Origin of the sequence: Ferrimonas balearica (assembly GCF_019802055.1) — a bacterium.
Taxonomy (GTDB): Bacteria; Pseudomonadota; Gammaproteobacteria; order Enterobacterales; family Shewanellaceae; genus Ferrimonas; species Ferrimonas balearica_A.
The window spans coordinates 734,022-752,146 of sequence record NZ_JAHVHW010000004.1; the positions used below are offsets into that span (position 1 = coordinate 734,022).

18 protein-coding genes are annotated in these 18,125 nt (G+C 61.4%); 11 read left to right on the forward strand and 7 right to left on the reverse strand.

The window, feature by feature from the left end; translation table 11 throughout:
- Positions 1 to 41: 41 nt before the first annotated feature.
- On the forward strand, positions 42 to 566 hold the full coding sequence (gene thpR / locus KUV52_RS04160; RefSeq protein ID WP_222524660.1) for an RNA 2',3'-cyclic phosphodiesterase: 525 nt from the start codon (positions 42 to 44) through the stop codon (positions 564 to 566).
- 7 nt (positions 567 to 573) lie between these two features.
- Here thpR and KUV52_RS04165 read toward each other — a convergent pair whose 3' ends face one another.
- Both KUV52_RS04165 and pepB read right to left on the reverse strand, forming a co-directional pair.
- Positions 574 to 1,050, reverse strand: a complete 477-nt coding sequence (locus tag KUV52_RS04165) for a DM13 domain-containing protein (RefSeq protein WP_222524661.1) — start codon at positions 1,048 to 1,050, stop codon at positions 574 to 576.
- 155 nt (positions 1,051 to 1,205) lie between these two features.
- Entirely contained in the window at positions 1,206 to 2,483 is a 1,278-nt protein-coding gene (gene pepB / locus KUV52_RS04170; protein WP_222524662.1) for an aminopeptidase PepB, read from the reverse strand.
- Positions 2,484 to 2,573: 90 nt separating this feature from the next.
- On the opposite strand from pepB, the gene sfsA reads away from it, so the two are divergent.
- The 8 genes from sfsA (at position 2,574) to panD (ending at position 8,992) form a co-directional block, all read left to right on the forward strand.
- Complete coding sequence (sfsA, locus tag KUV52_RS04175) at positions 2,574 to 3,284, forward strand: DNA/RNA nuclease SfsA (RefSeq protein ID WP_222524663.1); 711 nt, start codon at positions 2,574 to 2,576, stop codon at positions 3,282 to 3,284.
- Positions 3,285 to 3,452: 168 nt separating this feature from the next.
- The gene (dksA, locus tag KUV52_RS04180; protein WP_013346716.1) at positions 3,453 to 3,899 is read left to right on the forward strand and encodes an RNA polymerase-binding protein DksA; all 447 of its coding nucleotides are present in this window, start codon (positions 3,453 to 3,455) and stop codon (positions 3,897 to 3,899) included.
- Positions 3,900 to 3,943: 44 nt separating this feature from the next.
- A complete protein-coding gene (gene gluQRS / locus KUV52_RS04185; protein WP_222524664.1) occupies positions 3,944 to 4,822 on the forward strand; it encodes a tRNA glutamyl-Q(34) synthetase GluQRS in 879 nt (292 codons plus the stop codon).
- A gap of 120 nt (positions 4,823 to 4,942) precedes the next feature.
- Entirely contained in the window at positions 4,943 to 6,292 is a 1,350-nt protein-coding gene (gene pcnB, locus KUV52_RS04190; RefSeq protein WP_222524665.1) for a polynucleotide adenylyltransferase PcnB, read from the forward strand.
- A complete protein-coding gene (folK, locus tag KUV52_RS04195; protein ID WP_222524666.1) occupies positions 6,289 to 6,765 on the forward strand; it encodes a 2-amino-4-hydroxy-6-hydroxymethyldihydropteridine diphosphokinase in 477 nt (158 codons plus the stop codon). The genes pcnB and folK overlap by 4 nt, the downstream gene beginning before the upstream one ends.
- A gap of 103 nt (positions 6,766 to 6,868) precedes the next feature.
- Complete coding sequence (gene panB / locus KUV52_RS04200; RefSeq protein ID WP_222524667.1) at positions 6,869 to 7,663, forward strand: 3-methyl-2-oxobutanoate hydroxymethyltransferase; 795 nt, start codon at positions 6,869 to 6,871, stop codon at positions 7,661 to 7,663.
- Positions 7,664 to 7,686: 23 nt separating this feature from the next.
- Positions 7,687 to 8,544, forward strand: coding sequence for a pantoate--beta-alanine ligase (gene panC, locus KUV52_RS04205; RefSeq protein WP_222524668.1), 858 nt, complete (start codon positions 7,687 to 7,689; stop codon positions 8,542 to 8,544).
- Positions 8,545 to 8,611: 67 nt separating this feature from the next.
- The gene (gene panD / locus KUV52_RS04210; RefSeq protein WP_013346722.1) at positions 8,612 to 8,992 is read left to right on the forward strand and encodes an aspartate 1-decarboxylase; all 381 of its coding nucleotides are present in this window, start codon (positions 8,612 to 8,614) and stop codon (positions 8,990 to 8,992) included.
- Positions 8,993 to 9,456: 464 nt separating this feature from the next.
- Here panD and KUV52_RS04215 read toward each other — a convergent pair whose 3' ends face one another.
- From KUV52_RS04215 to KUV52_RS04230, 4 genes are all read right to left on the reverse strand, one after another.
- Complete coding sequence (locus KUV52_RS04215) at positions 9,457 to 10,002, reverse strand: hypothetical protein (RefSeq protein ID WP_222524669.1); 546 nt, start codon at positions 10,000 to 10,002, stop codon at positions 9,457 to 9,459.
- Between the two features lie 265 nt (positions 10,003 to 10,267).
- Positions 10,268 to 10,933, reverse strand: a complete 666-nt coding sequence (locus KUV52_RS04220; protein ID WP_222524670.1) for a tRNA (guanine(46)-N(7))-methyltransferase TrmB — start codon at positions 10,931 to 10,933, stop codon at positions 10,268 to 10,270.
- Positions 10,933 to 11,703: an ABC transporter permease gene (locus KUV52_RS04225; protein WP_222524671.1), complete on the reverse strand. Its 771-nt coding sequence runs from the start codon at positions 11,701 to 11,703 to the stop codon at positions 10,933 to 10,935. The genes KUV52_RS04220 and KUV52_RS04225 overlap by 1 nt, the downstream gene beginning before the upstream one ends.
- Entirely contained in the window at positions 11,700 to 12,638 is a 939-nt protein-coding gene (locus tag KUV52_RS04230) for an ABC transporter ATP-binding protein (protein WP_222524672.1), read from the reverse strand. Before KUV52_RS04230 ends, KUV52_RS04225 begins: the two co-directional genes overlap by 4 nt.
- Before the next feature lie 182 nt (positions 12,639 to 12,820).
- Here KUV52_RS04230 and KUV52_RS04235 point away from each other — a divergent pair, with 182 nt between their 5' ends.
- Positions 12,821 to 15,958, forward strand: coding sequence for a BACON domain-containing protein (locus tag KUV52_RS04235; RefSeq protein ID WP_222524673.1), 3,138 nt, complete (start codon positions 12,821 to 12,823; stop codon positions 15,956 to 15,958).
- A 5-nt stretch (positions 15,959 to 15,963) separates the two neighbouring features.
- Here KUV52_RS04235 and KUV52_RS04240 read toward each other — a convergent pair whose 3' ends face one another.
- Complete coding sequence (locus KUV52_RS04240; RefSeq protein ID WP_222524674.1) at positions 15,964 to 16,749, reverse strand: CLCA_X family protein; 786 nt, start codon at positions 16,747 to 16,749, stop codon at positions 15,964 to 15,966.
- 166 nt (positions 16,750 to 16,915) lie between these two features.
- Between KUV52_RS04240 and KUV52_RS04245 the strand changes: the two genes are divergently transcribed.
- Positions 16,916 to 18,121, forward strand: a complete 1,206-nt coding sequence (locus tag KUV52_RS04245) for an NnrS family protein (protein ID WP_222524675.1) — start codon at positions 16,916 to 16,918, stop codon at positions 18,119 to 18,121.
- Positions 18,122 to 18,125: the final 4 nt, after the last annotated feature.

An 18,125-nucleotide genomic window follows, 5' to 3' on the forward strand; every position in this document is an offset into this window, starting at 1 on the left:
GTCCGGCCCCCGACGCGCCAAGCTAACCGCGAGGAGTGACCATGGCGGAGCGACTCTTTTTCTCCGTCCCGTTAAGCCGGATCAGTCAGTTAGAGCTGATCCGCCTGCAAGCCCAGTTGAGCTCAGATCTGGGTGGACATGGCCGGGTGGTGCCCGCCGCCAACTTTCATCTGACCCTGGCCTTTCTCGGCAACGTCACCCAACAGCAGAAAACCCAGTTGCTGGCGCGCTGGGCGGAGATGACGGTACCCGAGGTGTCGCTGGAGCTGAATCGTCTGGCCTACTGGCCCCGGGCCGGGGTGGTGTGCGCCACCACCAACCGGACGCCGATGGCTCTGGCGGATCTGGCCCACGCCCTGCGCCGAGATGCCGCAGAGCACGGATTCCACCAGAGCCACGCGCCCTTCCGCCCTCACATCACTCTGTTTCGTGGCGTGGGGGGGCTGAAAGAGGAACTGCCGGAGATAAAGCCGGTGCCCATGACGGTTCAGGAGGTGGACCTGATGGTCTCTGTTATGGGCCCGAAAGGGGTGGAGTACCACAGCGTTAAGCGCTGGGGCCGTTGAGGCAGCGCTATCGGTACTGTGCCGCAGTAATGAACTGGCCGAAGGATTCACACCAGACGATCACCGCCCGGTATTGGGACGGATCCAGATCTGCCGTCAGGGGAACAATAAAGTTCTCGAAGGTTTTGACCGGTCCAACCCGCACCATGCGGGATTTGAGCCGGTTGAAGTCCGCTTCGGTTTCCACAAACTCCGGCGACAGGTAAAGCTGGTAATCCGGACCGGGCGCCAATCTGCCCTCAAAGGCGATGGCATCGGGCCCCAGCGTCACTTCCCCTTCTCCCCAGTGCAACGCATCACTGTCCGCCAACTCACGGACAAACTGACCCCGATACAGTGCCTGTTGTGCCGTTGACTGCACCTGCGCCAGTTCCGGACTGTCCGGTGCCGTCAGAATTGGCAGGGTATAAACACCAACGGCAAAGCCAATGGCGGCGACCAGGGTATGGCTGGCAAACAGTGTGAGAGTCTTCCCGACGTTCATTAACGCTTTCTCCTTATGGGTTGTTGTACCTGTTAAACCGGCCCACCCCGCTTTTCCTTTCACCCTGGACGCGCAAACGCTGGCCCCCGAAAACAAAAACGCCCCGCCAGGCAGACCCGGCGGGGCGTTTTTTCACTGCGGTATCGTCAGGAGGCTTACGCCTTCAGCAGCAGGTTCGCGATGGTCAGCATCCCCATGCCAGTGGCTCCAGTGGCGTGCTGACCGTTGTCGCTGTCCGCGTACGCGCCAGCCAGGTCGAAGTGCAGCCATCCCTTGGGCGGAGTACCGGCAAAACGGCTCAGGAAGCCCGCCGCGTTGGAGGCGCCACCGGTGCCGCCACCTTTAACCGCACGGCTGTTGGCGGTGTCGGCAAAGGGAGAGGGGCACTTCTCGGCGTGGAACGGTTCCAGCGGCAAGCGCCACAGACCTTCATCCACTTCAGCCGCCGCATCCAGTGCGTCCTCGGCGGCTTCGTCGTCCAGGCTGAACAGGGCGTTGTAGTCATCCCCCAGCGCCACCGCAGCGGCACCGGTCAGGGTTGCGGCGTTGATGATGCGCTCAGCACCGGCTTCGTTGGCCGCGATCAGGCCATCTGCCAGCACCAATCGGCCTTCCGCATCGGTGTTGACGATCTCAACGCTGGTGCCGTTCTTATAGTGAAGGATGTCGCCCAGCTTGTAGGCGTGGCCGGAGATCAGGTTTTCGGCGCAGCACAGGAACAGTTTGACCCGCTTATCCAGGCCACGGCTGATCGCCAGTTTCAGAGCGGCTGCCACGGTGGCGGCACCGCCCATATCGCACTTCATGGACACCATGCCCGCGCTCGGCTTAATGCTGTAGCCGCCAGAATCGAAGGTGATCCCTTTGCCCACCAGCGCCACGCTGACCGGAGCATCGTGATCGCCGGTCGGGTTGTAGTCCAACTCCAGCATCACTGGCGGGCGGTCGGAACCGCGACCCACGCCATGAACCCCAACCCAGCCAGCGGCCAGCAGGGCATCCCCAACGATCTGGCGACTGGTGATGTGCTCAGGGGCCAGACCGGAGAGGCGCTCCGCCACTTCGTCTGCCAGCACCTCCGGGCTCAGGGCCTCCGGGGTGGCGTTGGTGAGGTCTTTCAACCACAACTGGGCATCACGCTGCGCCTGAAGCTGCTCGGCGTGAGAGGCCCACTGGATGTCACCCATCGCCTTGGCGGTGCCGAATCCACAGGCAAAGCGCCACTGCAGAATCGGATCCCACTCTTCACCCTCAAGGGTTACTGCCTGGATCCCCTGGCTGGTGATCTGACGTGCCGCCGCCTGAACCTGGCGGTAAAGGTCGCCCTCTCCCAGGTGGATGCGGGCGGTGTTGCCCTCGAAAGAGACTTTGGCGCTGCCCCAGGCAGCCGGTGCAGGCTGATAGTCCAGCGCTACGATGATACGATCCGTCATGAACGAGGTCCTTTGCGGCTTCCAACAATGTGGACCCAAGTGTACACAAAGGCTTAGCGTCACACATCTGACAAACATCAATAGGACGACATGGAATTTTCGCCCCCACTTCACTCAGCAGTTCTCATCAAAAGGTATAAGCGTTTTCTCGCCGACATCCGCCAGCAGGACGGCACTGAGATGACCCTTCACTGCCCCAATACCGGCGCCATGACCGGCTGTGCGGAACCGGGCTGGCGCGTCTGGTATTCCGACTCCGGCAACCTCAAGCGCAAGTACCCCTGCACCTGGGAGCTGGTGGAGAACGATCAGGGGCACCGCATCTGCGTCAATACGGGCCGGGCCAACAGCCTGGCGGAGGAGGCGGTCCGTTCCGGCGTGCTGCCCTCCTTAACCGGCTATGAGGCGATCCGTCGGGAAGTGAGATATGGCGCAGAAAACAGCCGCATCGATCTCTTGCTGACAGGTAATGATTTGATAAGTTGTTATATCGAGGTTAAAAATGTCACTCTGCTGGGCGACAACGGGCAGGGATACTTTCCCGACGCTGTTACCGCCCGTGGCCAGAAGCATCTGCGGGAGCTGATGGAAGTGGTCCAGCAGGGTCAGCGGGCCGTACTGCTCTTTATGGCGGCCCACACTGGCATTGAACGGGTTGCGCCTGCCAGCCATATCGATCCGGAGTACGCCCGGTTGTGCCGGGAAGCTGCGGAGGCCGGTGTGGAGTTGCTGGCTCTGGGATGCGAAATGGACGAGACCGGGATTCGGGCTGTTAAGCCCCTTCAGGTCGACCTACAGTAATAGACTGCTACACTTGCCGCGGCCGACCAATGTGACATAAAACACGGTGGTCCGGTCTGAGTTAGCAATATGGCTCGCAGGGAATTGCGCAAACGGGATCCATCTGATATAGATAGCGCCCCAAAATGATGATCGCCTCTCGTTTGACAAAGTAACAGGAGACGCCTAATGCCGCAGGGCACTGCAAAGAAGATTGGTGTATTGGCTTATGCCAACGTGGAACCTTACCGGGAACAACCTGGTGAGGAGTACATGAACGAGAAGCAGCTGGCTCACTTTAAGACCATCCTGGAAGCCTGGCGTAACCAGTTGCGTGAAGAGGTTGATCGCACCGTTCACCATATGAAGGACGAAGCGGCCAATTTCCCGGATCCGGTTGACCGTGCTGCGCAGGAAGAGGAGTTCAGCCTCGAGCTGCGTACTCGTGACCGTGAGCGTAAGCTGATTAAGAAGATTGAGAAGACTCTGATCAAGCTTCAGGACGATGACTTCGGTTTCTGTGACTCCTGTGGTGTCGAAATCGGCATCCGTCGTCTGGAAGCCCGTCCGACCGCTGACCTCTGTATCGACTGCAAAACGCTGGCAGAGATCAAAGAGCGACAGATGGCAGGGTAACCCATCTGACAACGGGAGGCCTGGCCTCCCGTTTTCTTTTCAACATGACCACATCCTATATTGGGCGTTTCGCCCCCTCCCCCTCCGGACCACTCCATTTTGGCTCATTGATCGCCGCTGTTGGCAGCTATCTGCGCGCTCGCGCCCAGGGTGGCCAGTGGCTGGTTCGCATTGAGGATATCGATCCCCCCCGGGAGGTCGCCGGCGCCTCTGACCGCATTCTTCGCACCCTGGAAGCTCACGGCCTCCATTGGGACGGCGAACTGATGTATCAGAGTCACCGTTCGGCGCGCTATGACGAGATCCTGGAGCAGTTGAGCCAGGAGGCGTTGTGCTACCCCTGCAGTTGCACCCGTAAGCGGGTTCAGAGTCTTGGCGGCGTCTATGACGGCCACTGCCGTCTGCACGGCCCCGAGAGCGACCAGGTGGCGCTGCGCCTGCACAACAGCGCGGCGGTGTCCCGGTTTGATGATGCGCTGCTCGGCCCCATCGTGACCGACGTCTACTTCGCCGAGGAGGACTTTATCCTCAAACGGCGCGATGGCCTCTACGCCTACCAGCTGGCCGTGGTGGTGGATGACCACGATCAGGGGATCACCGAAGTGGTGCGGGGTAACGATCTGCTGGAAGCCACGGTGCGTCAGTTGACCCTGTTTTCTCAGCTGGGATGGCAGGCTCCAACCTATCTGCACCTGCCTCTGGCGGTGTGGACAGACGGCCACAAGCTGTCAAAACAGAACCACGCGCCCGCGCTGGATGACAGCCAGCCGACCGCCAACCTGCTGCTGGCCCTGCGCTTTCTTGGCCAGCCCATAGAGCCTGACTGGGCTGAATTGTCGCCGGAGGCGGTGTTGAGTGCAGCGGTTCAACAGTTTGAGTTGACGCGCATCCCCCGTGAGCGTCACCTGCTGGCGCCGTTTTGACGGCTTATCATTTAATCACCCTTGGTATATCATGGCGCGCCATAAGCCAGCCGGCTCTGTCATACCGGCGTGCCCACATCAAATTCAACGAGGTGTCCCATTCTTAAGCGCCTGACGACAATGGCTAAGCGCCTGATCGGCGGCCGCTCCCAAGCGGCGCCCATCCAGCCGAAGCTCGAGATCATTCCGCGCAAGTCGCACCGGATCTCCCGTAACGACATCAGCGAGAACGCCCTCAAGGTGCTCTACCGCCTGCATAAGGCCGGGTATGAAGCGTACCTGGTGGGCGGCGGTGTGCGTGACCTGCTGCTGAGCCATCAACCCAAAGACTTCGACGTGGCCACCAACGCCACGCCGGAGCAGATCCGTAAACTGTTCCGCAACTGCCGGCTGGTTGGCCGTCGGTTCCGTCTGGCCCACATCCTGTTTGGCAGGGACATCATTGAGGTCGCCACCTTGCGCGGCCACCATGACACGTCCAGCGAAAAGCACGCCCGGGCAGACGACAGCGGCCGCCTGCTGCGCGACAACGTCTACGGCAGCATCGATGAAGATGCCGAGCGCCGCGACTTTACCGTCAACGGCCTCTACTACGACATCTCCGACTACAGCGTACGGGACTACTTCGGCGGCATGGCCGATCTGAAATCCCGCCGTCTTCGCCTGATTGGCGATCCGGAAACCCGCTACCGGGAAGATCCGGTGCGGATGCTGCGCGCGGTGCGCTTTGCCACCAAGCTGGAGTTCTCCATCGCCCCGGACACCGCTGACCCGATCCTGAAGTTGGCCGACCTGCTGAGCGACATTCCGCCGGCGCGTCTGTTCGAGGAAACCCTCAAGCTGTTTATGGCTGGCAAGGGTCTGGAAAACTTCCGCCTGCTGCGACAGTACGGCCTGTTCGGGCCGATGTTCCCGATGCAGGAGAAGCTGCTTCAGCGGGATCAGGACGGCAAGGTGCTGGCCCTGATCGAAGCGATGATGAAAAACACCGACCAGCGCGTGGCAGCGGACAAGCCGGTCACCCCGGCCTTTATCTACGCCGCCCTGCTCTGGTACGTGGTGGAGGACCTGGCCGCCAAGCGCAAAGAGCGCGGCATGCCGGAATACGATGCCCTCACCGCCGCCGCCAACGATGCCATCAGCAAGCAGTGCAAGACCGTCTCTCTGCCCCGTCGTTTTACTACGCCGGCCATGGAGATCTGGCAGCTGCAGGGACGTCTTGAGAAGCGTGGTGGCTCCCGTGCCTTCCGTGTGTACGAGCATCCCCGTTTCCGCGCCGCTTACGACTTCCTGCTGCTTCGCGCTGAAGCGGAAGGGGGCGAGCTGGTGGATCTGGCCCGCTGGTGGACCCAGTTCCAGGACACCGATGAACAGGGTCGCCGTCAGATGGTGCGCGCCCTCGGCAGCGATGGCAGCAAACGCCGTCGTCGACCGCGTCGTCGCAAGCCGCAAGGCAAGGACACTCAGTGATCCGAGCTTTTGTTGCTCTGGGCAGTAACCTGGACCAGCCTGCCCAGCAGTTGGAGCAGGCACTGGCTGCCCTGAACGCCCTGCCAAATACCACGCTGGCAGGGTGTTCCAGTTTCTACACCAGCCCCCCAATGGCGGGGATGGACCAGCCGGATTACGTCAATGCGGTGGCCGCACTGGACACCACACTTGCCCCACTGGCGCTGCTGGATGCCCTGCAGGGGATTGAAACCCGGCAAGGACGTGAACGTCACACCCGTTGGGGCGCCCGTACTCTCGACCTGGATATGATCCTATACGGCGACCAACAGCTCAGCTGCGAGCGCCTGACCGTGCCCCATTACGGCATGGCTGAGCGCGCTTTTGTGCTGATCCCGCTGTTTGAACTGGCCCCGGATCTGACCCTTCCTGATGGCCGCCAGCTCACCACGCTGCTGGCCCAATGCCCCCCGCAAACCCTGTTCCGTCGGTAACGCCTGCGTTACCGGCTGTTCGCGACTTTGTCACCTCTGCCGTTGAATCCGGCTGCCAGTTGTCATATAACGGCATCTCTTTGGGCAGTAGAGCTTCAACACTATGGACAGGATCACCACCTCCACCCTGAATCGCTACAAGCGTGAGGGGCACAAATTCGCTGCGTTGACCGCCTACGACGCCAGTTTTGCCGCCGCCTTTGCCGAGCAAGGGGTGCCGGTGCTGCTGGTGGGTGACAGCCTGGGCATGGTGCTCAAGGGCGACGACGACACCCTCAAGGTGACCGTGGACGATGTGGCCTACCACACCCGTGCTGTCCACAAAGGCGCGCCCCATGCCCTGGTGATCGCCGACATGCCCTTTATGAGTTATGCCACCCCAGAGCAGGCCTACGAGAATGCCGCCACGCTGATGCGCGCCGGGGCTCAGATGGTCAAGCTGGAGGGGGGAGACTGGCTGCTGGAGACCGTACGCGGCCTGACCCAGCGCAGCGTGCCGGTGTGTGCTCACCTGGGGCTGACTCCGCAGTCCGTACACGTCTTTGGTGGCTACAAGGTACAGGGGCGTGGCGAAGACGCTGGCCAGGCGATTCTGGACCAGGCTCTGCGCCTGCAGGACGCCGGTGCCGCCCTGCTGGTGCTCGAGTGCGTGCCCACTGAGTTGGCCCGAACCATCAGCAACGCCCTGAGCATCCCCGTGATCGGCATTGGCGCCGGTCCCCATACCGACGGTCAGATCCTGGTGATGCACGATCTGTTTGGCATCACCTCGGGCTACATCCCAAAATTTGCCAAGAACTACCTGGCGCAGACCAACAGCCTGCAAGCCGCTGTGGCCGCCTTTGTGGAAGAGGTGCAACATGGCCGCTTCCCCGGCCCGGAGCACAGCTTTAACTGAACACGGTTGGCAGAGGAGTCGTTATGCAAACCCTGTCGGATCCCCATCGCCTTCACCAACTGGTGCGCCAATGGCATCAGGCGGGTGAGCGGGTCGCTTTTGTCCCGACCATGGGCAACCTTCACGATGGCCACATTGAACTGGTCCATCAGGCTCACGCCCGGGCAGACCGGGTGGTCACCAGCATCTTTGTGAATCCCATGCAGTTCGGTCCCGGCGAGGACCTGGACGCCTACCCCCGCACCCTGGAAGCCGATAAGCAACGCTTGTTCGACGCCGGCTGTGACCTGCTGTTCACGCCTGAGACGGAGTTGCTCTACCCCTCCGGCCTGAACCAGCAGACCTTTGTTGAGGTGCCCGGCCTCTCTGATCTGCATTGTGGCGCCAGCCGTCCGGGCCATTTCCGGGGCGTTGCCACCATCGTCTGCAAACTGTTTAACCTGGTGCAGCCGGACATCGCCTGCTTCGGCGAGAAGGATTACCAGCAACTGGCGGTGCTTCGCGCCATGGTGCGCGACCTCAATATGCCGGTGGAGGTGATTGGCATCCCCACGGTGCGTGAGGCGGATGGGCTGGCGATGAGCTCCCGTAACGGTTACCTGAGTGAACAGGAGCGAACCGTGGCGCCGGAGCTGAAACGCACGCTGGATATTACCGCCCAGGCGCTCAAAGCGCTGGGGGTGGATACCCGCGCGGAACTGGAAGCCCAGGCCGAGGCCCGATTGGCGAAACATGGCTTTAAACCGGACTTTATCCGCATCTGCCACGGTGACACCCTGGCGCCAGCGCAGCCCGGTGATACCCGACTGGTGATCCTGGCCGCCGCCCAGCTGGGCCGCGCCCGGCTGATCGACAACCTGACGGTAGATCTCACCGAGTGATTTGGTGATAATGCGCCGATTCACAAACGTGATACAGATTAGATAACGAGAAGTAACGGAACCGCTTATGCAACGCATCATGCTGAAGGGGAAACTGCACCAGGCCCGCGTCACCCACGCTGAACTGGAGTACGAAGGCTCCTGCGCCATCGACCAGGACCTGCTGGACGCCGCCGGTATCCTGGAGTACGAAAAGATCGAGATCTACAACATCGACAATGGCGAGCGCTTTAGCACCTACGCCATCAGCGGCGAACGTGGCTCTAAGATCATCTCGGTGAATGGCGCCGCTGCGCACAAGGCCAGCCCGAAGGACCGTGTCATCATCTGCGCCTACATGGTGATGGATGAGGAAGCGGCCAAAACCCACAAGCCGCAGCTGGTCTACCTGAACGAGAACAACGACATCAAAGGCACCGCCAACGTCATCCCGACTCAGGCAGCCTGATCCTTGTCGAGACAGCCTAAAGGCCCCAAGCGGGGCCTTTTTTGGTTCTAGTTACTTCAATAAATACAGAAACACTAATGGGTGGATGGCTCAATACAGGCACTCCAACTTCCCATCATTGGGTCGGTTTGACGACAAGGGATCCAAGGAAGAGTCACGGCGAATGCCGTCCACCCTCACCGACTCGTGGCGCCGAGCAGGAGCGACTGGGAATGAAGCCGAGGGCCAGGGAAGGCCCGAGTGTCCAGCCGAGCATGGAAGCGAGTCTGGCCAGAGCTGAAATGGGAAGGAGAGGGAGCGAGGAGTCTTCGCCACGCCGGAGGCAAAGGGGAGTCCAGAGGGGCAGTAGCCCCTTTGGTGCCCGCCGGGGCACTCCCGGCAAAGGTGCGAGGTGTCCCGAAAAACTGACGTGTTGGGGGCCCCCTTACCATCGCCAGAAACCTTACCCAACTGATGAAAATTACTCAAAACGCGATGGCCAGATCCCAGAACAGGGTAGGTTTCCCAATCTTGTACTCCCGGCTGCCGTTCTCCTCGAGGTAATCCACCTGGGGAAAGAGGGCAAAACCGATGGAGAACCGGCCGTAGCTTAGCTCCATCCTTGGGGCGAGAACCGGCACCCATTTACGATCAGTGCCCTGGAAGATCTCATCCTGGTACTCCGCCACAGTCCGGTTGGCAACGCCGACAACCACCCCGGCGGCCAGGTAGTCGTTAAAGGGGTAATTCCAGCTCCAGGTCAGGGTATACATGTCGTTATCAAAGCTGTCGCGCAGATAACTGGCGCCGACCTGGCAGTACCAGTTCTGACTGCCGTGACACTGATTGAAGCGGTAGTAGTAACCGATGCCCTTGTGGGTTTCGTTGTATTTTGGAGAGTCCTCAAAAGGCTCGTCCTCCAGATGATAGGACCAGCCCCCAAGGCGAATTTGATGGTGCCAGTTGTCGTCAGCCAGCGCTGCTCCTGACAGCGCCAACATCAACAGGCCACTTACGATTGCTCTCTCCATCTGGCGTCCTCAGACCGAACCCCGAAATGAAGAGTGTAGAACTCAGCCCAGCAGGAACCACAACAATCCCTGGCTGGAGAGCACCACAGCCATCCCAAGCAAAATCACCGTCCAGCGGTGTTGTCCCCGAGTCATTCCATCTCCCGTTGGTGGCAACCGCCACCGGTTTGGTAAAGAGAAAGGAAGTAGGCCAGATCCGTGCCAAAAAAAATCAGCTTACGGATCATGGCCTTGCAGTAACCATCCTAGGACAGGTCGGGGAAAATTACGATCTTTTAGTCAGATCGCACACCAATCGATGCAGAGATTGCCCCGATTCACCATATTTCCGCTCAAAAGGGGTCAGCGGCGGTTCATCGGGCAGTGGCACAAACTCCCCCTGGTAACCGGCGATGGCCAGGGCGGTCTGGAACTCCTCCAGATAGAGCCGCCAGTTGGAGCGCAACTCCAGTTGGCCGCCCAGCGCCAGCAGCGAGGGAAACAGCGATCCACCGTGCCAGCGACGCTGGAGATGGGCCGACTTGGGCCAGGGATTAGGGTAGAGCAGATAGTGGTGAGTCGGCGCCCAGCCATCCTCCACCATCATGCGCCACAGGTCGTTCAGATTGCCCCGCACCACCCGGTAGTTGTCGCTTCCCGCCTGATAGTGGATGTGTTTGTCCACCCGGGCCGCGGATTTATCCAGCCCCAGCACGATGGCGTCGGGGTGGCGGCGGGCCAGGTTCGCAGTGCTCTGTCCAACACCACAGCAGGAATCCAGCACCAGCGGACGGCCATCGGCCTCCTTCCACGCTTTGAGCTCGGCAAACAGTTCACGGCTGTAATCCGCGTAGGGTGCCTGAAACGGATGCGCCAGATGACGACGAACGGTCTGCTCAAGCTTGTCGTGCAGCCCGCTCTGGTTGGATTGAATCTCCCGGGAGTTGCCCATCAGCTGCGCAGTCCTATGCCTTTGTCGATCAGACGATAGGCCACCGCAAACAACACGGTGATGAAGGCGGTCAGTACCCCCAGCGATGCCCACAAGCTAACGTCACTGACCCCGAGGAAGCCGTAACGGAAGGCGTTGATGGTGTAGACCACCGGGTTCAGCTGAGACACGCCCTGCCAGAACGAGGGCAGCAGTGAGATGGAGTAGAACACCCCGCCCAGGTAGGTCAGCGGCGTCAGCACAAAGGTGGGGATGATGCTGATGTCATCAAAGGTTTTGGCAAACACGGCGTTGATCAGCCCGCCCAGGGCAAACACCACGGAGGTCATCAGCAGGGTCAGCAGCAACACCGGCAGGCTGTGGATCTGGATGTCCACAAAGAACAGGGCCACGGCGGTCACGATGGCGCCGACACAGAGCCCTCGCGCCACACCGCCCGCTACGTAGCCGAGGATGATCAGCACATTGGGCACCGGCGCCACCAGCAGCTCTTCAATGTTGCGCTGGAACTTGGCGCTGAAGAAGGAGCTGGCCACGTTGGCGTAGGAGTTGGTGATCACCGACATCATGATCAGGCCCGGCATGATGAACTCCATGTAGCTGAAGCCCCCCATCTCGCCGATGCGGCTGCCGATCAGGTTGCCGAAAATCAGGAAATAGAGAGTCATGGTGATCGCCGGCGGCACCAGAGTCTGTACCCAGATCCGGGTAAAGCGGGTGATCTCCTTGCGCACCAGTGCGGTGAAGGCGATCCAGTAGGGATGACTCATGATTGGCCCTCCTTGCGACCGTTCTCCACCAGGGAGACAAACAGCTCCTCCAGCCGGTTGGCTTTGTTGCGCATCGACAGCACCGTGACGCCCTGCTCACTGAGTTGCTGGAACACGCCGTTCAGCCCCACCTCTTTGGCCACATCCACCTCCAGGGTGTGATCGTCCTCCTGACGGCACTCAAACCCCTCCAGGTAGACACGGCCGGTGCCCGGCGCCAGATCCAGGATAAAGGTTTCCAGAGTCAGCTTGGCCAGCAGAGACTTCATGGTGGTGCACTCCACCAGTTCACCCTTGTCGATGATGCCGATATGACGACACAGCATCTCCGCCTCTTCCAGGTAGTGGGTGGTGAGGATGATGGTGACCCCCTGTTCATTGATCTGCTTGAGGAAGCGCCACATGGAGCGGCGGATCTCGATGTCCACTCCGGCAGTCGGCTCATCGAGGATCAGCAGTTTGGGTTCATGCATCAGAGCACGGGCGATCATCAGGCGGCGCTTCATGCCCCCGGACAGCTCCCGTGCCCGGGCGTTGCGCTTCTCCCACAGGTCCAGCTGGGCCAGGTATTTCTCCGCCCGAGTCATCGCTTCCGCCTTGGGCACACCGTAGTAACCGGCCTGGTTCACCACGATTTGAAGGACGGTTTCAAACTGGTTGAAGTTGAACTCCTGGGGCACCAGACCAATGCAGCGCTTGGCCTGATTCAGCTCGCGGTCGATGTTGTGGCCAAACACCTCCACCTCACCGGCGGATTTGTTTACCAGGGCGCTGATCACCCCGATGGTGGTGGACTTACCGGCACCATTGGGGCCCAGCAGGGCGAAAAAGTCCCCCGCCTGGACCTCCAGATCGATCCCCTTAAGGGCTTGAACGCCTCCGGGGTAGGTCTTGCGCAGGGACCGGATCCGCAGTGCGCAATCGTGTTGATTCATGCCTGACTCCATTACGGCTAAGGGGGATCATTATAGGTACCCCCCTGCCAAGAAAAAACGGCATGACGCATAGGGACTTGTGAAATATCCGCATCAAGCAGCGGAAATTGTCCGCCGTGTTGCTCTGGTTCGGCCTATGGTTGCAATTCGGCCCGGAAGATTTCAGCCAGGGGGTAAGGGGTATGGCTTTGAAAAACCGTTGGGTACTGCCGTTATGGTTCTGTCTGTTGTTGGCGCCCGCAGCGTGGGGCTATCAACTGGTCTGGTCGGAAAGCGCCGACCGTACTGCGCCACAACCGCTTAATGGCCCGGTGGTCTCGGGCGACATCTACGTCTTTGTTGATCAGGATGCCGGACTGGATCAGGTCAAGTTCTACATCGACGGCACGCTGGTGCAGACCGAGGGCAATGCCCCCTGGGACCTGGGCGGCACCGAATCCAACAAAAACTCACGCCCCTACAGCACACTGGGGCTGAGCGATGGGCCCCATACCATCACCGCTACCCTGCTTGCCGATTCTGGTGGCACCACAGAGCTGTCCGGCAGCATCGTGGTGGACAACAACGTGGCGGCGCTGCTGGTGAGTCCGAGCACCGTCAACCTGTCGGCCGCGCCCGGCGACACCACCTCCGCCAGCGTCAATCTGAGCACCTCCAACAATCAGGCGGTCAGCTTCACCTCCGCAGAGAACGCCAGCTGGCTGACGGTCACCCCAAGCAGCGGCACCACCCCCGCCGCCCTCTCCCTTGAGGTGAATACCCTGGGGCTGAGTCCCGGCCCCTACCAGACCCAACTCAGCCTGAGTGCGGATGGCTACAGCGGCGCCTCGGTCACCGTCACCCTGAGTGTGGCCAATGACAGCGACGATGCCCGTCAGCTTCACCTGGCCTGGGATCAGGGCCCCGACACCATCACTGCCATCTGGCAAACCGACAACGACGGCACCGCCTCACGACTGCAGTATCGCGCCAGTGGCAGCGGCAGTTGGCGGGATGCCTACGGTGCCGTGCGACACACCACCGAAGAGGGGATATTCCACGAGGTCAGCTTCTCCGGTCTTCAGAACGACACCGATTACGACTACCGGGTGATGATCCGACCCGGCGTCTTCAGCCAGGTCTATCAGACCCGCAGCGCCCCCGCAGTGGGTCAGGAGTGGGACCTGGTCTACTTCGCGGATACCGGTCTGCTGGGCCGCAGCGACGGACTGGGCACCGGCGTTCAGGCCAGCATCGACGCCATGATTCAGCTCGACCCGGACCTGCTGCTGCCCGGTGGCGACCTGATCTACTACAACAGTGACCGGCGCTACGAGACGCTGGATCGCAGCATCGACGCCTGGTTCAACCAGATGGTGGCGTTGGCCCCGCGCATTCCGATGATGCCCACCTGGGGCAACCATGAGGTGCTGCTGGGTGAGGATTACGCCACCTGGGCCGCCCGCTTCGCCACCACCAGCGGCTGGGAGGGCAGCCGCATGTACGCCTTCGATGTGGCCGATGTGCACTTTATCTCCGTGTATGGGCTGAGGGAGAACGACGGCATGCCTGACGAGGCGTTGGCCTGGCTGACCAACCACCTGGCCAGTGTGGCGGACGATGGCTATCGCTGGATTGTGGCTTACTTCCACGCAGCGCCCTTCTCCGATGGCAGCAACCACCCCAGTGCCAAAACCCTGCGAGCTCAGTTGGGCCCCATCTTCGAACAGTACGGCGTCAAACTGGTGCTCACCTCTCACGACCAGTCCTATGAGCGCACCTTTCCACTGGTGGACGTGCCCAAGAACAACACGCCGACCACCACGGCACTGGACTGCTACGACCGCAGCGAAGGCACCAGTTGGGTCAAGGTCAGCCCGGCAGGCAAGCTGTCCAATCGCAACAAGGACTTCTCCGACTGGAACACCGATCCGCCCCCCTACTGGACGGCGATGCGTGACAATACGGCTCACCACGTCGGGCGGGTGAACTTCACCGCCGATGGCGCCATGGAGGTGACCATCTACAGCATTCTCGATGGTCAGACACCGTGGATCATCGATCGCTTCAAATACGCGGACAGCTGCGACGGCAGTGGCGGGGCGCTGTCAGCCTCCCCCACCCAGTTCAATCAGCAACTGGAGCCGGGTCAGACCGCCACCGCGTCGCTGCGGATCAATCAGGAGGGCGGCGGCACCGTCAGCCTGAGCGAATCGGTCAACTGGCTGAGCCTCTCCCCCACCTCCGGCAACGCCCCGCTGGATGTCACCCTGAGCTTTAATGCGGGTAGTCTGGCGGCGGGCAGCTACGCCACTGACCTGCTGGTGACCGGCCAGAGCGGCGCCCGACTCACCATTCCGGTTCTGCTTCAGGTTGGCAGCAGCGATTACCAACTGTTGCTCTCAGGCAATGCCCAGCGCAGCGGCGCCGTGCCGTTGCAGGGGCAAACGGTGTCTGGTGACATCTATGTCTTTGTTGGCCCAGAAGAGGGGGTCAACAGCGCCACCTTCTTCCTGGGACAGCAGACCCTGAGCCAGGTCAAGCGGGAGGGCGTCGCCCCCTATGATCTGGGTGGGACAGCCAGCAACCGTGACGCCCTGCCCTTCGACACCACCACCCTGGCGGATGGCCAGTACCAGATGCGGGTGGACCTCAACCTCGACAGCGGCACCGTCTCCCGCTACGCCAGTTTCACCATCGCCAACGACGGTGCTCCGCCCCCGGCCGGGCTCAGCTTTGCCCCCACCTCCCTGGCCCTTTCTCTGGCCCAGGGAGGCCGTGGCAGCCTCAGTGCCACCCTGAGTGCAGGCAGCTCCACTTCGGTGAGTCTGCAAAGCAGCGCCTCCTGGCTGACGGTCAGCCCCGACAACGGACAGACACCGCTCAGCCTGCAACTGGAACTGGACGCCAGCACTCTGGCACCGGGCAGCTACAACGCCCAGGTGACCGCCAGCGGTGGCGGCAGCAGCGCCACATTGCCGGTGCAACTCACCGTCAACGCCGTATCTGGTGAGAGCCGCATCCTGCTGTCTCTGTCACCGGACAGAAGCGCTCCGGTGCTACTGGAGGGCCAGAGTGTCAGTGGTGATATCTACGTCTTTATTGCGCCGGAAGAGGGGCCGAACCAGGTGCGCTTCTATCTGGACGATCCCAGCCGCAGTGACGTGGAGAAAGTGGAGAACTACGCGCCCTGGGATCTGGCAGGCACAGGAGGTGGCTCAAAACCGGCCCTGCCGTTTGACACCAGCACCCTGTCGGCCGGTGAGCACCTGTTGTCGGTAGAGGTGATCAGCGACAGTGGCGTGGAGGTACTGGAAGCCCGCTTTACCGTATCGCCCTGAGCGAATCAGCGGGACAGCGCCTGGCCCAGCGGTTCGAAGTAGCCGCGAATGGCCAGATCGATGGCAGCCAGGTGGTCCGGTTCGGGGTAGCCCCCCATCCGGGCCACCTCACTCTGCTGAGTGCCGCTGACCAGGTAGGCGTTCTTAATCTCTGTGCGACTCTGCACCCAGGCCTCGAAGGCCCGGGCCATCATCTCGGTGGGTAGGCTGAAGTAACGTCGGCCAACCTGACGGTCCAGCGCCACGGAACGGCGCACATAGTCGTGCTGCTCAGCCCCGTCTGGCGTCAGCATGACGGTCGCCAGCAACGCCTCCAACCGCTGGTTCAGCGGGTGTTGGCGCACTGGAACCTCCGCCAGCCAGGCGTCACTGGCAAAGCGCACCGATTTTCCGGGCTCGAACAGATGGTCGCGAATGTAGTGATCAAAGGCGTGCCACCACTCATGGGCCAATGCTCCGGCCCCGGCGTTTTTGGCCAGTGCCAATGTGCGGGTGCCTGGCGCATAGTGGGCCTGTACCCCGGGCTGACCGCCGGTGCCAAACGCCAGATTGAGGGATTGCCTCAGGCCCAGAGTGGCGGGAGGCACGTTCAGCAGGAACGCCAGATCCGCCAGCGCGTCGAACACCAGATTACCGGCCAATGCGCTCTCCTCCCGGGTCACCCAGCGCCCCACTACCAAGCCGCCAAAGCCAAACTGATCCCGCACTTCGCGAAACCCCATCATCTCGCCGCAGCGATAATCCGGGCCTCGTCGGTAGTAGTCGCGGTGCAGGCCACCTCTGGCGGTCATACTGGGTTCTCCGGAACGGTTCAGGGCGGGAGTTGGGGATGGGTTATCAGGGGCCATTATGGGCTGGAGCTCAACACCGGCACAAGGCGCTTGCCAAGGGTTCCACAGCCCATTACCATTTGATGCATTATTTATGCACCTTTTAAATCTGCACGGCGAGGCGCCCATGATCAATATCGATGATCCCAGCAAGGTGGAGACCACCTGGCCACTGTGGCGCCTGGGTTTCCGCCCCTTCTTTCTCGGTGGTGCCGCCATTGCCCTGCTGCTGATCCCTTACTGGCTGACCCTCTGGTACTACCCGACGCTGCTGGACCGCCCTTTCTGGAGCCCGGTGATCCCGCTCTGGTGGCACCCCCACGAGATGCTGTTTGGCTTCGCCATGGCGATCGTCGCCGGTTTTACCCTGACGGCGGTGCAGACCTGGACCGGCCAACCCGGTCTGAAAGGGTGGCCACTGGCGGGGCTGTTCGGGCTCTGGCTCGGCGCCCGTGTGGTTCTGCTGTTGCCCGCCGCCATTCCACTCTGGCTGCCCGCACTGCTTGATGGCGGATTCCTGCTGCTGACCGCCGCCCGCCTGGGCTGGAGCATCGGCCGGGTACGCCAGTGGCGCAATGCCGCATTCCCCCTGATGCTGACCCTCGCGGCACTGGTGAACCTGCTGAGTTACTGGGCGCTCTACCAGCGCGATATGGTGCTGGCCAGCACGCTCTGGCAAGGGATGATCTGGTGGATGGCACTGCTGATCACCTTTGTCGGCGGACGGGTAGTGCCCTTCTTTACCGCCGTGCGCCTGAAGCTGCCCAAAGCGGAACCGATCAAAGCGCTGGACTGGACGCTGTTTATCGCGCTCGCCGTGCTGGCGCTGGATGCGATCTTCTCGTTTCTGCCGGAGCCGTTCTGGCGGGGTACCCTGCTGCTGGCCGGTGCATTGCAGTTGGTTCGCCAATCCCGCTGGCACGCGCTGAAAACCGCCCGGGAGCCGCTGCTTTGGTCCCTGCACCTCAGTTACCTCTGTATCGCCCTGACTCTGCTGTCGCTGGCGCTGATCGGCAGTAACGAAGTCGCCGAGCGGCAGCTGCTGCACCTGCTCGCAGTGGGAGCCATCGGCGGCATGTGTCTGGCGATGATCGCCCGGGTCTCTCTGGGCCACACCGGCCACAACCTATATGAGGGTCCCTGGATGGCGCCCGCCTTTGCCATGGTGCTGATTGCCGCACTGATCCGCGCCTTTCTGCCTCTGCTGCTGCCGCTTCATACCGAACTGTGGCACTGGTTGGCGGGCACCCTCTGGTGTGGCGCGTTTGGCCTCTTCATCTGGCACTACAGCGGGATACTGAGCCGACCTCGCCTGGATGGTCGCCCAGGCTGATACA

Coding starts and splice junctions, on each gene's coding strand:
- gluQRS (WP_222524664.1), top strand. CDS start 3,944: ATGACCACATCCTATATTGGGCGTTTCGCCCCCTCCCCCTCCGGACCA.
- panB (WP_222524667.1), top strand. CDS start 6,869: ATGGACAGGATCACCACCTCCACCCTGAATCGCTACAAGCGTGAGGGG.
- panD (WP_013346722.1), top strand. CDS start 8,612: ATGCAACGCATCATGCTGAAGGGGAAACTGCACCAGGCCCGCGTCACC.
- pepB (WP_222524662.1), bottom strand. CDS start 2,483: ATGACGGATCGTATCATCGTAGCGCTGGACTATCAGCCTGCACCGGCT.
- KUV52_RS04220 (WP_222524670.1), bottom strand. CDS start 10,933: ATGGGCAACTCCCGGGAGATTCAATCCAACCAGAGCGGGCTGCACGAC.
- KUV52_RS04230 (WP_222524672.1), bottom strand. CDS start 12,638: ATGAATCAACACGATTGCGCACTGCGGATCCGGTCCCTGCGCAAGACC.
- panC (WP_222524668.1), top strand. CDS start 7,687: ATGCAAACCCTGTCGGATCCCCATCGCCTTCACCAACTGGTGCGCCAA.
- thpR (WP_222524660.1), top strand. CDS start 42: ATGGCGGAGCGACTCTTTTTCTCCGTCCCGTTAAGCCGGATCAGTCAG.
- KUV52_RS04215 (WP_222524669.1), bottom strand. CDS start 10,002: ATGGAGAGAGCAATCGTAAGTGGCCTGTTGATGTTGGCGCTGTCAGGA.
- KUV52_RS04235 (WP_222524673.1), top strand. CDS start 12,821: ATGGCTTTGAAAAACCGTTGGGTACTGCCGTTATGGTTCTGTCTGTTG.
- sfsA (WP_222524663.1), top strand. CDS start 2,574: ATGGAATTTTCGCCCCCACTTCACTCAGCAGTTCTCATCAAAAGGTAT.
- dksA (WP_013346716.1), top strand. CDS start 3,453: ATGCCGCAGGGCACTGCAAAGAAGATTGGTGTATTGGCTTATGCCAAC.
- KUV52_RS04165 (WP_222524661.1), bottom strand. CDS start 1,050: ATGAACGTCGGGAAGACTCTCACACTGTTTGCCAGCCATACCCTGGTC.
- KUV52_RS04240 (WP_222524674.1), bottom strand. CDS start 16,749: ATGACCGCCAGAGGTGGCCTGCACCGCGACTACTACCGACGAGGCCCG.
- KUV52_RS04245 (WP_222524675.1), top strand. CDS start 16,916: ATGATCAATATCGATGATCCCAGCAAGGTGGAGACCACCTGGCCACTG.
- pcnB (WP_222524665.1), top strand. CDS start 4,943: ATGGCTAAGCGCCTGATCGGCGGCCGCTCCCAAGCGGCGCCCATCCAG.
- KUV52_RS04225 (WP_222524671.1), bottom strand. CDS start 11,703: ATGAGTCATCCCTACTGGATCGCCTTCACCGCACTGGTGCGCAAGGAG.